This window comes from Pseudomonas sp. BMS12, from assembly GCF_001592875.1.
Lineage (GTDB): Bacteria > Pseudomonadota > Gammaproteobacteria > Pseudomonadales > Pseudomonadaceae > Aquipseudomonas.
Genome location: NZ_LSOF01000034.1, coordinates 1 through 17,043 on the forward strand (window position 1 = coordinate 1; position 17,043 = coordinate 17,043).

The window sequence follows — 17,043 nt, forward strand, 5'->3', positions numbered from 1 at the left end:
GCCAACCAGGCCAATGATTTGGCGGGTTATGCCCTGTACATCGGCGCCAACGGCGAGCAACGCATCGAGATGCCGCTGGCTGCGTTGTCGGAAGGACTGCGCTACACCCTCAATGGCTTGGCGCCGGCGACGGGCTACCCGTTGCGCCTGGTCGCCGTCGATGGTGATGGCAACGAGAGTGCGGGGGTGCGCAATCCGGGCGTGACTTGGCTGGCTAACCCGCAAGGTGTGGAGCTGGAAGCCTTCGCCAACCGCTTCGACGCACGCTGGTCGGCCGTCGAACCTGCGGCGCTGGTCAGTGGCTACCGCATCTATGTCGCAGACGCGCCTTTCAGCACCATTGCCGGTATGACGCCGCGCTTGTCGCGTACCGCGACACAACGGGACGGCTCGGTTGCTGGTCTGCAAAACGGCCAGACCTACCACATGGCGGTCACCGCGGTGAACACCTCGGGTGGCGAGAGCCCGCAGGTGCAATCGTTCAGCGTTACGCCCGAAGCGGATGCCGAAGGGCCACAGCTGACCCAGCTGCTCTGGAGTAGCGCCGGTGGAAACGTCGACCTACTCAATGGCGGCGAACTCACGACGCAAGGCGAACTGCAACTGCAGGCCAAGGACGAGTCCGGTATTTCGCGTATCGAGCTAAGCCTGGATGGCCAGCCCTTGGGGCAGGCCATCCAATCCGGAGCAGGCTATCGCCAGGCACTGGATCTGGCGCGCATCAGCGATGGTGAGCATGTCCTGCTGGTGAAGCTGTACGACACCCTGGACAACTCGAGTGAGCACAGCAGCCTGTTGGAAGTCGACCTGGCCGAACCGGCCAAGCCGGTGCTGCGCCTGCAAAAGCCAGCACAAACCACCAACAGCGCCCAACAAGTTTTGATCATCCAAGGTCAGGCCGGGGCTGTGGCTCAAATCGAGCTCAATGGCGAGCTGCTGAGCAGCGAACCCGGTCTGTCGAGCACGGGCGAGGCCAACCTGTCGATCACCCTGGCTGAGGGTGAGAACGAACTGGTTGCGCGTCTGCGCCATGCCAACCGCAGTGATTTCGGTAATGACAGCGCGCCGCTGCTGGTCACCCTGGACACCAGTCTCCCCGATGCCCCACAGGGTCTGCAGGCCGTGGCCAAGGCTCAGGGCGTGGTGCAGCTGAACTGGAACGCCGTGGCGGCGAACAGCGTGGCGGGTTACCAGCTGTATGTGTCCGAGCAACCGTTCAGCGAAACCGCTGGCGCGAGCCGAGTCAACAGCCAGCTACTGACCGCTACCAGCTTCACCCACAAGCCAACAGCAGACGGTACTTACTATTACCGTGTCGTCAGTGCGAACAAACTGGGCTCGGAAAGCGCCCTGTCGGTACAGAAGTCGGCCACGGCGGACCGCGTAGCGCCGCAGGTCGAGCAGGTGAGCTACAGCTCGCAAGGCCAAGTGTCTGCAGATGGCCGCTATGCGCCAGGGCGCATCGACGTGCGCCTGAAGGTCAATGAAGCGCTGCGCAACGCGCCGTTCTTCAGCCTGGATGTGCCGCAAGGCGTCTCCATCCCGGTGCGCATGAGCCAAGCGGCGAATGACCCACTGACCTACCAGGGCAACTTCGACCTGAATACGGCCGTCCCCTCCGGGCAGCTGTATGCACGCGTCTCGGCCTACGACGCCGTGGGTAACGAAGGTACGGAAATCCTCGAAGGTAAAACCCTGCGTGCGGACACCCAAGGGCCGGATGTCCTGCAGCTATCGCTGTTGCCGGAAAGCCCGGTAGAAAACCAGGTCGACAATGGCCAGGGCAGTGAAGTGCAAGTGATCGTACGCCTGAGCGACGATCCCGTCGGCATGCCCGAGCTGCAACCGCAGCTCAATGGCCAAGCCTTTGGTAGTGCCATCACCCTGAGCCTGGACGGTCAATCGCAGCCGGGCGCGCCGATCTACACCGGCAGCTTCCGTCTGCCGAGTACGGCGGGTGCAGAACAGGTCGACCTGCTGGGCTTTGCCTACGCAGCCGCGGACGACTTGGGTAATAGCAGCGAACGCATCCAGGGTCGCCGCGAATTCCAGGTCTACCAGGGCGACCTGCCACCGCTGGATATCCCGCAAGGGCTGACCGGCAAGGCCCTGTCCGCAGGCCGAGTCGCGCTGAGCTGGAAGGCCGTGGATGAAGCCAGTGCGTATCGCATCCTGCGCCGTGCCGAGAGTGAGCAGAGCTTCATGGAGCTGGCGCGCGTGCGCGAAGTGGCCTTTGAAGACAACCTGCAGACAGCAGGGCAGGCGGATGGTGCGTACTTCTACCAGGTGGCGAGCATTCGCGAGCACGATGGCAAGGAAGCCCAGAGCCAGCCGAGCGAGGCGGTGAAGGTGGATGTGGACAGCCAGGCGCCGGCAGCGCCTGAGCAGCTACAGGCTGAGCTGAACGGAGCGGGCGTGGTACTGCGCTGGCAGGCACCGCAAGAGCCGGGCACATACAGCTACAACCTGTATCGGACAGCCGCAGGGCAGGGCGAGAACATCGATATCGATGGGCTGAGTCCGTTGCAGAGCAAGATTCCGGCGTTGATCGCGCTGGATAGCAAGCCGTCCGACAGCGAGCATGCTTACACCGTGACTGCGGTCGATGCTGCTGGTAACGAATCTGCCCCAGCCGATGCGGCGTATCTCAACGCGGCTCTATTGCCGGTACGCGACCTCAAGGTGATCTACCGCGAAGCTGAGGCCCCATCCCTGCAATGGGAGCACAGCGGCAAGGACGTGGTGGGCTACAACGTCTATGTCGGTGCTGAAGGCAGTGCGCAGAAGCTCAACAGCCAGTTGCTGCAGAGCAAGCAATACCAGGACCAGGGGCTGGCTCAACCGCTTAGCGTGGACCGGCGCTACAGCGTCACAGCGGTGGATGCCCAGGGCGTGGAGAGCCTGCCACATGTTCTGCTGCTGCCGGCCCTGCGTGCCGAGTTGGTCGCCGACCAGCAGCTGCAACGTGGTTTATTCAATACGCTGCGTTATCGGGTCAGCAACAACAGTCAGAGCGAGCTGGGTGGTTTGCGTCTGCGGGTGAGCGTCGAGGTCAATGGGCAGCTCAAGCAACATCTGTCCGACTTCTTCGAAGTGGCGCCGGGCGCTCTTCGTGAAGTGCCAATCGTGATCGGTGGCTATCCGGAACTGCCGGGTGTAGTGCCGCTGAACAGTGAACTGGTCTATGCCCCTCAGCCAGGCGAAGAAGTGCTTATCCAGCGCAGCGAGTCACTGCAAGCGGGCGAGAACGCACTGCTGGTTCAACTACTGGCCGACGACGTGACTCGCGGCGGCGCTGCTCAGGTGCGGGTGCGACTGGAAAACCCGTCCGACGTGGCGACCGAACTGGTCACCGCCAAGGCCAATGGCAGTCAGGCTTCGGATGAGCTGCGCCTGGTGCTGGAGGATCTACAAGGCAACGTGCTGGCCAGCCAGCCGATCAAGGCCAATATTGGTAGCGGTCTGATTACTGTGCGTGATGGTCGTACCGTTGCTCGTGTAGGCGGGCTGGACGTGTTGGAGGCAGGGCCATTTGCCCTCAACGTACCTGAGTCTGCGCCGGAGCAGGTGCGCCTGCGGCTGGAAGTCGACTACCTGCACTACCAAACTGGCCTTGCCACCGAGCAGAAGATCCGCGGCCTGCGTAGCAGCCGTGAACTGACCCTGGTGGAAAGTCCCTACTATGGCGAGCTGACCGAGGTATCGCCACAGCAAGTACAAGCCGGCGACAAGGTGTTGATTACTGGCCGGGCACTCAAGCGCGGCGATGACCAGCCATTGGCGAATGTCGCGCTCAAGGTGGCGTTGAATGTTCGCGGCTTCGAGCGGGCGATCAGCGTCACCACCGATGCTCAGGGACAGTTCAGCTACGAACACCAGACCTCGGCCGATGACTCCGGCATCTATCAGGTGTCTGTGGTGCATCCGAGCATCGCGACCCGTCCCCAGCAGGGCCAGTTCAGCATTGCCGGCGCGAGCTTCTCGCCGGCCTCGGTGAACACCCAGTTCCCGCGCAACTATGAACAACTGGTAACCGTTGTGGTGGATGCCGGCTACGACACGGCGCTGACCAACCTGCGTCTGGAGTACGTCAAGCCAGCGGGCAGTGACGGCTTGCCGGCAGGGGTCAAGGTGGTGACGAGTGCACCGATGAACCTCGCGGCGAAGAAGCGCGGCAACCTGACTTTGCGCATCAGTGGCGACAACAGTGCCTCGGCCAGTGGCTTGCTGGATTACCGCATCGTCGCCGATGGGCTGAGCAAGCCGATTGGCCAAACGCGCGTCCAGTACAACCTGGTCGAAGCGCGGCCAGTGATCAACGTCACTCCCAAGCAGGTCCGTACCGGTCTCAAGCGCGGTGGCGAAGAGCAGGTGGAGACGGTGACGCTGAAGAACACCGGCCTCGACGTGCTGCGCAACGTGCGCCTGAGCCTGCTCAACAGCGAAGGCGGCGCGCTGCCGACCTGGGTCAGCCTGCGTAACTCCGAGCGTTTGGGCGATATGGTGGTTGGCTCGGCTATTCCGCTAAGCGTCGCCTTCCGCCCAAGCGAGGCGGTAGCCGAGGGTAACTATTACGTCACCCTGCGTATCGAAAGCGACAACCACCCGCAGGTGGATATCGCGATGGAGGCGGCGGTAACCCAATCGGGCGAAGGTGGCGTGATCTTCCAGGCATCGGATATCTACACCGGCACTCGTGACGACAACGGTCAACTGATCCCAGGCCTTTCCGGGGCGAAGATCAAGCTGCAGAACCGCAACGTACTGACCGAGGAATACAGCCTGGTCACCGACAATCGCGGCCAGGCCCTGCTGGAGAACATCCCGGCCGGTGAGTACACCTACCGCGTCTCGGCGTGGGACCACGAAGACCTCAGCGGTCAACTCTGGATCAAGCCGGGACTGACCCAGGCCGAGCCGGTGTTCCTGATGAGCAAGCTGGTTACCGTGGAATGGTCGGTGAAAGAAGTCGCCCTGGAGGATCGCTACGAGATCATCCTCGACGCAACCTTCAAGACCAAGGTGCCGACCGCACTGGTGATGATCGAGCCGCTGTCGATCAACCTGCCAGCGATGCGCAAAGGTGACGTTCTGCAAGGCGAACTGACCCTGACCAACTACGGCCTGATTCGTGCCGATGATGTGAAGGCCTCGCTGCCGAGCGGTGACGCGCGGGCGAAGATCGAGTATCTTCGCCCGGTTCCGAACAGCCTGTATGCCGGCGATGTGGTGGTGATTCCCTACCGCATCGTGGCCCTGCAGAGCTTCGATCCGGACGACGAACTCAATGGCGCCGCCGGCTGCTGGAGTTTCAATTACTCGGGCGTGATCACCTACGCGAGCTATTGCGCCAATGGCGTGCTGGTTCCTGGCAAGGCCAGCGTGGCCTGGTTCTCCAATGGTGGTTATTGCAGCAATCCAGGGGGGGGCGGTGCTGGCGGTGGCTGGGGTGGTGGCTGGGGCGGTGGTAGCTATATACCGCGGCCTGTACCCAGCAATACCCAGCAATGCGTACCACCGGTGGATTGTGAGAGTGGCAACTGCCCGGGTGCCAATGGCGGCGGGAAGTAACAGACAACTAAAACGAACAAGGACCCCACGCCCGGGAGGGCGCGGTTCAAGGGAGTGCGAGCAGTGTTGAAGGGCATTTGGGGCCGTGTTGGCCTGTGGCTGTGTGGGGGCGTGATCGCAACGGGTACTGGTCTGGCCTATGCCAAGCCAGGTCTGGACCATCGGTTCTCAACACCGCATTACGCCAAGGGCGAGTTGCGCCTGGACGTGCTGGATCTGCAAGTGCAGGCCCTCGGCGGCCCGGTGCGCATCCTGCGCAGCTGGAAGGGCGGCCAGTGGGTGTGGGATGAGCGCTGGAGCGACCTGGAAATTCTGGGGGCCGCCGACCCGGCCGTGGGCGCCGCCGACCCGGCCAACGCCGACAAACCCTACGCCATCGTTCGTGCTGGGCAGAGCTACCTGCGTGCGAGCAGCACCACCCAAGGCCAGGATGTCTACTTCAACAACCTGCCGCAACGCACCCTGATCGCTCTGCAGCACGGCCTGGCCGGCTACCGCTGGCAGGACACCCAAGGCAACCGCAACGACTACGACGCCCAGGGCCGGATGACCGGCTACGCCGACCACAACGGCATCCGCACTACCCTGGTCCGCAACGCCGAAGGGCGTATCGCCGAGATCAAGGATCATCACGGCACCACCCTGATCACCCTGACCTATAGCGGCGCCAACCTCACCAGCGTGAAGGACTACAGCGGCCGCGCAGTGAAGTACGAGTACAGCGGCAGCCGCCTGAGCGCGGTGACCGACGTGCTGGGCAAGCGCTGGCAATACCACTACGACACCAACGGCCTGGCCGGCTATACCGATCCGCTGCAACAGCGCACCACCCTGATCCTCGGCAAGGACGACAAGGTCCAAGAACACCGCCTGCCGGACGGCCGCTTCACTCAGTACAGCTACCGCTACGACGAGAGCCAGGAGCAGTACTACCTACGCACCCTGAACGAAGCCGGTCTGGTCAAAGAGCAGTGGTACGACCGCCTTGGGCAACTGGTGCGCGAACAGTTGGACGGCGAGACTCAGTTCAGCCGCACCTATCTGCTGTCGGACCGCTCCAGCGACATGAGCAAGGTGGCCGAGGCCTACCGCATCAGCGGCAAGAGCCTGTCGGTGAGCAAGGAAGTCTCCCAGCGTCAGGGCCGCACCCCGTCGCCCTACGTGGCGCAGATGACCGAAGAGGACGCCCACGGCAACCGCACCCTGACCGAGTACAACCGCTATGGCCAGGTCATCCGCGTGCAGTACGCGGACGGCAGCGAGATCCGGAAGAGCTACGACCCGGCGACCAACCGGGTGGCCGAAACAATCAACGAACGAGGCATCAAGACCCAGTACCGCTATGACGACAAGGGCAACTTGATTGAACTGATCGAGGCGGCGGGGCTGCCGGAAGAGAGACGCACCGGTTATCGCTATGACGCGCTGGGTCAGTTGGAGCAGGAAGACCGGCCGGGCGACGAAGCTGCACAGACCCCAGCGGCGAGCTGGCAGTATGGTTACGACGAGAAGGGCAATCGCAACCTAGAGAAGGATCCACTGGGCTACGAGACCCGTTATACCCACGATGTGCAGGGCAATGTGCTGACCGTCACCAATGCCCTGAACAAGACCTGGATCAGTACCTACGATGCGGTGGGCAACCTGAAGAGCCTGAAGACGCCGCTGAATCAGGAGACGCTGTATGGGTATGACGATCTGGGGCAGCGGATCAGTGTGCAGCAGCCGAATGTAGCAATAACAACCATCGAGCCGAATGCAGCTGGCTTGGCCAAGAACATAACTGATGCGGCGAATGCACGCACTCAGTTTGAGTACGATGCCAGTCAGCGATTGGTTGCGGTGATGGATCCGTATGGCAATAGAAATGAGAGTCTATATGACAGTCAAGGGCGCTTAAAGACTCGTAAAAATGCCCTTGGCGATACAACTGAATATATATATAAATTCAAACGATTGGTGGGCGTTGATTATGGGGTGTATTCGGAGAGGTTTGAATATAATTCCCGCGGTGAAATTGAGTCTGAATATAAGAATTATGCTGGCAAAGTAATGCGTAATGAGTATTCATACTTAACTCCGACCTTGCTGGGCAGATGGAGGGACGCGCTAGGTAATAGCTCTGTTGCTATATATAATGGATTGGGAGGGCTTCTTAGTAGTACGGATGCTGAAGGTGGGGTGGCTCGTTATAATTATGATAAGCGCGGTAATCTTTCGCAGCTGACTGATCCTGTGGGCCGTGTAACCCGTTTCCGTTACAATAGCCGCGATGCTGTGGTTGCCGAGCTTAAAGTTGGTAGCGCCGATACACCAACCACCGAGCGTCGTTATGTCTACGACGGGGTAGGCAATCTCGAGCAGGTAACTACCTCCGACGGTCGAGTTAGCCTCTATCGCTATGACGATGGCAATCGTCTGATTGGTATCGATCATTTCGATACGGCCTCGGCGGCAGAGGTTGGCCAGGTCAGTAGCAAAATTACTTACGGCTATAACGCACTGAATCGCCTGGCCAGCTACGAAGACGAAACCAGCAAGGCGGTCTACACCCACGATGTGCTGGGTCGGGTGGAAAGCATCACCACCACCTACAAGCAGGCCGATCCGGTCTTCAGCAAGACCATCAAGTACACCTACGACCTGAATGGTCGCAAGGTCAGCTACACCACCCCGGAGCAGCAGACCTACGGCTACCGCTATACCCCGCATGGTCGCCTGGCCGGCGTGAGCATCCCGGATGAAGGCAGCATCAGTTTCCAGGACTTCAGCTGGATGATGCCACAGAGCACCCTGTTCCCCGGTGGCAACCAGTACAGCTTCGGCTACGATGGCCTGCAGCGCTATGAGAGCCGTCTGCTCAAGGATGCCGCCGGCAATCCGATCCTGAGTAGCCAGTACGAGTACGATGCGGTGGGCAATATCACCGCCATCGAGGGCCAGTCCGGCAAGACTACCTACGGCTACGACAAGCTGTACCGCCTGACCGAGGCCAAATACCCCGAGGGCGACGGTCGCCAGAACGAGGCCTATGCCTACGATGGCGTAGGCAACCGTCTGGATGAGGCGAGCAGTAAGGACGAGCTGGATATCACCCAGTGGCAATACAACGCCCATAACCAGCTGGTCAGCCACGATGGCATCGGCTACCGCTACAACCGCGACGGCCATCTGATCGAGCGTGGCGCCCTGCAGGCCGATGGCCGCCTGATCCAGAGCGGTGCTGTCGATCACTGGCTGTACCAGTACGACGCTCGCGAACGCCTGGTGGCGGTGCAGAAGAACGGCCAACTGCTGGCTCGTTACACCTATAACCCCCTAGGCCAGCGCATCAGCAAGACCTTGCCGCAGCAGGGTACTACCACCTACTACCTGTACAGCGAAGAGGGTTTGGTGGGCGAATATGACACCCAGGGCGAGTTGCAACAGGAATATGCCTACGACCCAACTGCTGCGTGGATGAGCCAGCCGCTATTCACCCGCGCCAAGGCAGCAAATGCTCAGGGACTGCAGGTGCACTACTACGGCACCAGCCACCTGGGCACCCCAGAAGTGGCCTTCCTGAAGAGCGGCGAGGTGACCTGGCGAGCCAAGGCACAGGCCTTTGGCGAAACGACGGTCACCCTGGGGGCTCTCAATAACCCGCTGCGTTTCCCGGGGCAGTACTTCGACCAGGAAACCGGGCTGCACTACAACTATTTCCGTGACTATGACCCGGGTATGGGCAGATATGTGCAAAATGACCCGATCGGTCTACTGGGGGGGGGGAACGAATTTCTTTATGCCTTCGCAAATGTCACCAAGCTAACTGATCCGAGTGGATTGGATGTCAGTACGGGAACTTGTTTCCCATGGTTTGATAAAAAAGGTGACTGGGAAAATGTTGGACAGCCTAGGGCTGATCAAGAATCAGCAGTTTCTCAAACTCTTGCAGGTGTTGCGCATTGCAAGTGGACTCGAAAGTGGCGGCAACTTCAGATGCGGAAGGTCACTGAGCAAATAATTTGTTATATGTGTGGGTGTAAGGGCGGCGTAGAAGAGTGCTGGGTGGAAACTCAGCAAGGGGGAGCGCGAGTCGAAAAAAGAACTGAAGTTACGGATGAGGTTGAAAATAATATAGGGCAAATTACGGTAAAATACGGTCAGGAGGAAGATGTAATCTGTACTAGCCCGTGGAATCCTCGAATTCAGGCTAGAGGGCCTTATACATGGCAGACATAGCTAGGCATTTGTGTTTCATTGTTTTGATTGCTGTGTTTTTTGGTTGCTCGGATTCTGATGGCGAGTTACACATGCAGTATGTGGAAAATTTATCGGTTTCTGATTTTGAAAGTAAAATTCAGGGGCGTTTATATGAGGATGTAGACCTCCGAGCTGCTATTAAGAAGCATTGGAGGCATCTAAATATAGGAAGTCCCGTGGTGGAAGTGGTTGCGCTATTTGGTAATCCGGATGTAAAGGTTTTTCTGTCATCTGGTAGTGGCTCAGATGTTTATACCGCTATGTTCTATGCGGTGAGGGCCAAGGGGGATGGATATGCAAAGGATGTTTCAGAACAAAGGGTAACATTCTATTTTGATGCTGCTGGCAAACTTTATTTGGCGGAACCATTGAATTTAAATGTTGGCCCGATTGGTTCTCGAGCATCTGGGCCAAGGCTTCATTGGCAGTACCGGTAATAAGCCATGTGGGTGCATGCAATAGCGGCGCAGCCATGTAGGGCGGGTCATTGACCCGCGCTGACTGTGGCTCACCACCACCCCATGGCACCGGCTGGCACGCCGGCAATATGGCCTGGGCGGAGGCCTGAACATCGCTCGGCGGGTTACGCCTTCGGCTAAACCGCCCTACGTGGGGCGGATTTATAACGGTGCGGAAATATTCCCGTGCTTGGAGATAAGCGGTTTCTTTAATACTTGACCGGCATAAGGGTTGGTCATCGGGGGAGTTGGGGAAAGATGTTCAAGCAATGGATGGCCGGCCTACTGGCCCTATGGAGCGTCGGCGCCTGGGCCGAGGATAAGTTGTGTGCGGTGGTGCTGATCGAGATAGCCCAGGAGTTGACTCTGGAGCGGCAGGCCTTTGAGGCCACCATGCGCATCAACAATGGCTTGGACACCATCAACCTCGACACCCTCAAGGTCAACGTGCTGTTCGAGGACGACAAGGGCAATGTGGTCAAGGCCAGTTCCGACCCGAATGCCACCGATGCGGACTTCTTCATTCGCCTAGACGACAGCAACAACGTCAATAGCCTGCAGTCTGGCGCGGATGGCGCCATCACCAATGGCGTGGTGCCGGCCAAGGCCAGCGGCGTGCTGCGCTGGTTGATCATCCCCACCGCCGGTGCGGCTGGCGATAGCCTGTCCGGCAAGCGTTACAACGTCGGTGCCAGCCTGAGCTACAACGCCGGCGGCAAGACCGAATCCCTGACGGTGACCCCCGACACCATCACGGTCAAACCCCAGCCCGAGCTGACCCTGGACTACTTCCTGACCAAGGAAGTGATCGCCGACGATGCCTTCACCCCCGCCATTGAGGCGCCGGAGCCCTATACCCTCGGCGTGCGCGTGCGCAACAGCGGCCGCGGCGAGGCCAAGAGCCTGAAGATCGAGTCCGCCCAGCCGAAGATCGTCGGCAATGACCTGGGCCTAGCGATCAACTTCCGCATTACCCACAGTTTTGTCGACGATGCTCCCGCCGCGCCAACCCTGTTGATCGACTTCGGCTCTGTGGCCCCCGGCAAGAACCGCAACGGCCGTTGGCTGATGGAAAGCACGCTCTCGGGCCAGTTCATCGACTTCAAGGCGTCCTTTTCCCACCCGGATGAGCTGGGCGGCAAGCTGACTTCCTTGCTGGATGCGGTGAATACCCATTTCCTGCTGCGCGATGTGCTGGTCGACCTGCCAACCCGTGACCGGGTACGGGATTTCCTCGGCTTCGTCGGCGATGACCTCTATGTGTTCGAGTCCGACAGTGTCGGGCAAACCGACAATGCCCCCTGCGTCGATTGCGCAGCCGTGGCGAGCTTGAACGGCGTGCTCAGTGGCGGCTCTACACTGCGTACCCTGTCGGTCAGCGACGTTCAGCCTGGCTTTGGCTATGTACGTGTGGCGGACCCCTACGCCGGTAGCAAAGGCCTGCAGCGTGTGGTGCGCAGCAGTGGCGGGGCGTTGTCCTCGCACAATGCCTGGCTGAGCAAGGAGCGCGCCGAGGACGGTGAAACCTTCAAGTACTACCTGAACATCTTCGACACCACTCCGGATGCCCAATACACGGTGGAGTTCGGCGACTTGACGCAGGAGCCCAAACCACCGGTATTCATGCCGATTTCCGATCGCAGTACCTATGAGGGTGGCCAGGTCGGTTTCCTGGTACGCGCCAGCGACCCCAATGGCACCGTGCCCAAGTTGTTCGCCGAAGGCCTGCCGACCGGAGCGACCTTCAAGGACGACGGTGGTGGCAGCGGCACCTTCTACTGGACTCCGTTGCAGGGCCAGGCGGGGCGCTATGTCGTGAGTTTCCGCGCCTCTGATGGTTCTCTGGATACCTCCCTGCCGGTGGGTATTCGTGTATTCCGCGAAGGTGACAGCGACGGCGATGGCATGGACGACGCCTGGGAGCAGGAACAGTTCGGCAATCTGGACCGTGATGGTACTGGCGACTTCGATGGCGATGGTGTCAGCGACCTGGACGAATACGAGCTAGGTACCGACCCCAAAGAAGCAGAGCTGACGCCTTTGCCGCCACAGCTGGATACCCCGACCGACAATGCGCAGGTGACGGCGCTTTATCCGACCTTGCGTGTACAAAACAGCGCTAACGGCCAGGGCAAGAATTTCAAATACTGGTTCGAGATCTATGAGGACGAGAGCCACGGCAGCCTGGTGGCCAAGTCTGATGAGATCGTCGAGGGAGCAGGCTATACAGAGTGGGCAGTGACCGAGGATGATCTGATCGGCAATGCCAGCCTGAAAGACAATCGCCGCTATTACTGGCGCGCGCGCGTGACTCATGCCAGCGGCAGCAGTGAGTGGATCAACGGTCGCTTTTTCATCAACCAGGCCAACGATGCACCCAGCGCGCCGACCCTGCTCAATCCGACGCCCATGGGATTGGTGGCCGAGAAGCGTCCGACCTTCCAGTTCAACAACAGTTTTGACGTCGATGAGGATGCGCTGAGCTATCGCGTGCGTGTATTCAGTGAGCAGGATGATGAGTTCACCAGCCCGGTGGTCGAGGTGACTGGCCTGCAACCTGGCGTGGAAGGTGTAACGGAGTGGCAATCGCCGACGGAGTTGGAGGAAAACGGCTTCTACCTCTGGCTGGTCGAGGCAGTGGACGAGCATGGCGCGGTGACACAGAGCGAACCGAGCATGTTTGGCGTGAGCCTGAGCAACGAGGCGCCTTCTGAGCCGGTACTGGCCTGGCCGCTGCAGGATCAGCGTATCGATAAGGCTGAAGCCGTGCTGCTGCGCCTGGATGCGGCCAATGACCCTGAGCGGCAGCCGCTGCGCTATCGCATTCAGTTGGACACCAGTGAGCGCTTCGACTCTGGAGCCATGCTGGACTCTGATTGGATCACGGCGACTCAAGCTCAGATTGAGTGGACTGTGCCGGCGACGCTGAGTGAGAACCAGCATTACTACTGGCGTGCTCGTGCCAGCGATGGCGAGCAGGAGTCGGCCTGGCGCACTGGTCGCTTCCAGGTGAACCAGTTCCAGGAGGCTCCGGCCGCACCGGTGGTGGCGAACCCGGCGTCTGGGGCATGGGTTGAGGTGCGTACTCCGCGCCTGGAAGTGCACCCGGTCGTAGACCCGGATGGCGATGCTGTGAGCTATGAGTTTGCTCTGCACTCGGTCGAGGGTAATGAACCATTGGCGACGCAGGTCGTTGCGGAGCTGGGGTGGTCTGCGTCGTTTCCGCTGCAGGACAACAGCGACTACCGTTGGCGCGTGCGGGCCATCGATGCAACGGGGTTGAACTCTCCCTGGAGCGAGTGGCAGCACTTCTTTGTCAACGAGAACGGTGTCGATGATGCGCCTGCGCTCAGCTTCGTGCTGCCAGACAAGGAGCAAACCCTGACGGGAGGCTCGGTCTTGATTCAATGGACCGATCAGGATCCCGATAGCGCTGCGACTATCGACCTGTTGGCGAATGGGCAACCTATCGCTACCGGGCTAGCTGAGGATGAGGATGGTGATGCTGATCACTTCGAGTGGTCGCTGGCCGGCGTACAGCCGGGTACTTACAGCATTAGCGCGGTGATTCGCGATGCCAGCAGCAATGTGGCTGTCGAAGCCTGCTGCAGTGTGACTGTCCTTCCACCGACGCCACAGATTCGTGTGACGCCGCTGGGCAATACCCAGTTGGATGAGTTTGGCGAGGCCGTGGCGGAAATCGAGGTTGCCCTTGATCGCGGCCCACAGCCGGGCATGAGCGTGATGCTTAATCTGGCGCTCAGTGATGACACCGAGGCCCGTCTGCTTAACCAGCAGCCTTATCTGTATTTCACGGCAGAAAACTGGCAGCAGCCTCAGCGCATTCGAGTTCAGGGTGTGGACGACTGCGAGATCGATGGTGATCAGGCAGTCAGCCTACAACTGTTGCCGCTGCAGAGCAGCGATAGCAGCTTTGCGGGGCTGGATCCGGCCGATGTGCTGCTGAATAACCGTGACAACGAGTCCGAGCAGCAGACGCTTTTCGTTTGCCACTATCAGGTGGTTTCCCGCAGCGAGCCTGATGGCGCGGGAATGGTCGAGATTACTCTGCGTCCTGAGCTTTCCAACCGTGGGGTAGCCCTGCAGGAAGCTACTGCGACGCCTTCGCTGCAAGGTACTGACCTTGTACTGGCAGGTAGCGATGAGGTGCGCTTCAGCAAGGTGCTCAACGGTGTTCGCAGCCAGGCACACGACACCATAGTTTTGCGTCAGCCGGCAGCTCAGCCGCTTATGACTAGCCGATTGCATTGGGCTATTACCCCTGGTGCAGTTGCACCTGTAACCGAGGGGCAGGACGGCGACGATACTTTGGTAGGCAGTAACGGAGACGACATCATCAACGGTGGCGGCGGCAATGACTGGATGGTCGGTGGCGACGGCGACGACACATTGATCGGCGGAGCTGGTGCTGATGTGATGTTCGGGGGCATCGGTGACGATACGTTTATCGTGCAGGGCAACGATGCCAGCGCTGATGTCGTCAATGGCGGTGAAGGTTATGACCGCATGCTGGGCGGGGATGGCGATGATGTGTTGCGTCTATCCCAATTCGCCAATGAGTACCGAGTCGAGCTTATCGACGGTGGTGCAGGGCATAACCGCATCGAAGGGACTGAAGGTGATGATGCGCTGGACTTCTCCAGTACCGAACTGAGGAACATCGAGCTGATCGATGGTCTTGGCGGCAATGATGTGATCAATGGCAGCGCCGGCAACGATGTGATTCGTGGTGCTGGCGGAAACGACACTTTGCTGGGTAACGCTGGCGATGATCGCTTCCTCTTTACAGGCGACCAAGGCGTCGATCTTGTGGTCGGCGGAGCTGGAGCTGACCGCATCGAAGGCAGCGACGGCGACGACTGGATCCGCTTGCGTGCTTTCGATGCAGAACAGGGCGTGGAGGTTGTTGACGGTGGCGATGGTCTGAACTTCGTGACGGGCGATGACGCCGCTAACACCTTGGATTTCCGCTCTTCGCAACTGCTGGGTATTACGCGTATCGATGGCCTTGGCGGCAACGACGTAATTGCTGGCTCTGCCGGAAATGACGTGATTCAGGGCGGCAGCGGCGATGATGTCTTGTACGGGCAGGGCGGTGATGATGTTTTCCTGATGACGGGAATGGATACCGGTTTTGACCTTGTGCAAGGTGATGAGGGTAACGACGGCATCAAGGGCGGCTCTGGCGATGACATCATTGGTTTGCGCGGCTTCGGTAGCGCAACAAGCACCGAGTGGATCGATGGCGATGGTGGTGTAAACAAGATTCTTGGCGGTAGTGACGACACGGTCTTTGATTTCCGGGCAACGCGCCTTATTGCCATTGCCGAGATCGACCTTGGCGAGGGTAACGACACCTTCTATGGCAGCGCTGATGCTGATGTAGTTCGGGGTGGGGTGGGTAACGACACCTTGTCTGGCGGGGCTGGAAACGACACCTTCAGGGTGGTGGGAGCAAGTGATGGCATTGATCTGGTAGACGGTGGGGAGGGTACGGATCGTATCCTGGGTGATGACGGGGATACGGTAATTGGCCTGAGTCAGTTCGCACCGCAATTGAGTGTTGAGCTGGTCGACGGTGCTGCCGGGCAGAACGTTATTCGTGGCTCCACTGGTGATGACTACCTCGATTTCAGTGCCACGGAGTTGCGCAATATCCAGCTTGTCGACGGGGCTGCCGGTAATGACCAGATTCGCGGCTCTACCGGTAACGACACCATCACTGGTGGCCTTGGCAACGACCAGCTCTACGGTTGGCATGGCAATGATACTTACCGCTTCAAGCGTGGCGACGGCGTTGATGCCATTACCGATTATGGTTTGGCGTCGGATCAGGACAAGTTGGTGTTTGTGGGGCTGGCTTCTCCTGAGGAGGTCTGGTTGAAGCGTGTTGGCAACAACATGGAGGTCACACTGGTTGGCTCTGTTGACAAGGTGACTCTGGTTGGGGTCTATGTCTCTGGTGAGAACCTTATTGAGACGATTGAGGTTGAGGGCAAGTGGCGGCTTCCAGCTGCCAATGCTGCTCAGTTGGCTCAGTTCATGACCACCATTCCCGAGAATCCCGCTTCAAGAACAGCACAACAAAAAGCGTCGTTGCAGAGCGCACTATCTATGGCCTGGATTGCTATGTGATATGGCCTCGGCCCGATAGCAGCGGCTTCGCAGCTATCGGGCTTATCTTCAAAACAGCTCTATTTATTGGTTTATCGCATTTTGATATCCCCACCTTCAGGCCTTGCCGAGATCGTATCCGGTGAGGCTTTTCGCTTATTGCCTTTTGCCTTCTCCAAACGCCACGGCGTGCTCCTGCGCGAGCAGGGCCTGCAGGTGCGCCGTGGCGCCAGCCTGACCGCCGTGCAGGAGGCCCAGCGCTTTGCCGGTCGCGTATTGCCGCTGGAGTGGCTGGAGGCCGAGGCTTTCGAACAACAGCTGTCCCTGGCCTACCAGCGCGATTCCTCGGAAGTACGCCAGATGGCCGAAGGCCTGGGCGCGGAAATGGACCTGGCCAGCCTGGCAGAGCTCACTCCCGAGTCCGGCGACTTGCTGGAGCAGGAAGATGACGCGCCGATCATCCGCCTGATCAACGCCATCTTGAGCGAAGCGATCAAGGCCGGCGCCTCCGATATTCACCTGGAAACCTTCGAGAAACGCCTGGTCGTGCGCTTTCGCGTCGACGGCATCCTGCGCGAGGTGATCGAGCCGCGCCGCGAGCTGGCCGCGTTGCTGGTCTCAAGGGTCAAGGTCATGG

At 59.7% G+C, this 17,043-nt stretch carries 5 protein-coding genes; all 5 read left to right on the forward strand.

Going from position 1 to position 17,043, the window contains the following annotated elements; genetic code table 11:
* Positions 1–5,571: hypothetical protein (locus tag AYB31_RS21750; protein ID WP_201787436.1), on the forward strand; the 5,571-nt coding region annotated here is incomplete at its 5' end.
* Positions 5,572–5,634: 63 nt separating this feature from the next.
* On the forward strand, positions 5,635–9,792 hold the full coding sequence (locus tag AYB31_RS20910) for an RHS repeat-associated core domain-containing protein (protein WP_068830937.1): 4,158 nt from the start codon (positions 5,635–5,637) through the stop codon (positions 9,790–9,792).
* A gap of 71 nt (positions 9,793–9,863) precedes the next feature.
* Entirely contained in the window at positions 9,864–10,250 is a 387-nt protein-coding gene (locus AYB31_RS21665) for a hypothetical protein (protein ID WP_153020780.1), read from the forward strand.
* Positions 10,251–10,529: 279 nt separating this feature from the next.
* Entirely contained in the window at positions 10,530–16,427 is a 5,898-nt protein-coding gene (locus tag AYB31_RS20915) for a putative Ig domain-containing protein (protein ID WP_068830938.1), read from the forward strand.
* A gap of 84 nt (positions 16,428–16,511) precedes the next feature.
* Positions 16,512–17,043 (forward strand): ATPase, T2SS/T4P/T4SS family (locus tag AYB31_RS20920; RefSeq protein WP_442961849.1); only part of this gene is annotated, 532 nt, incomplete at its 3' end.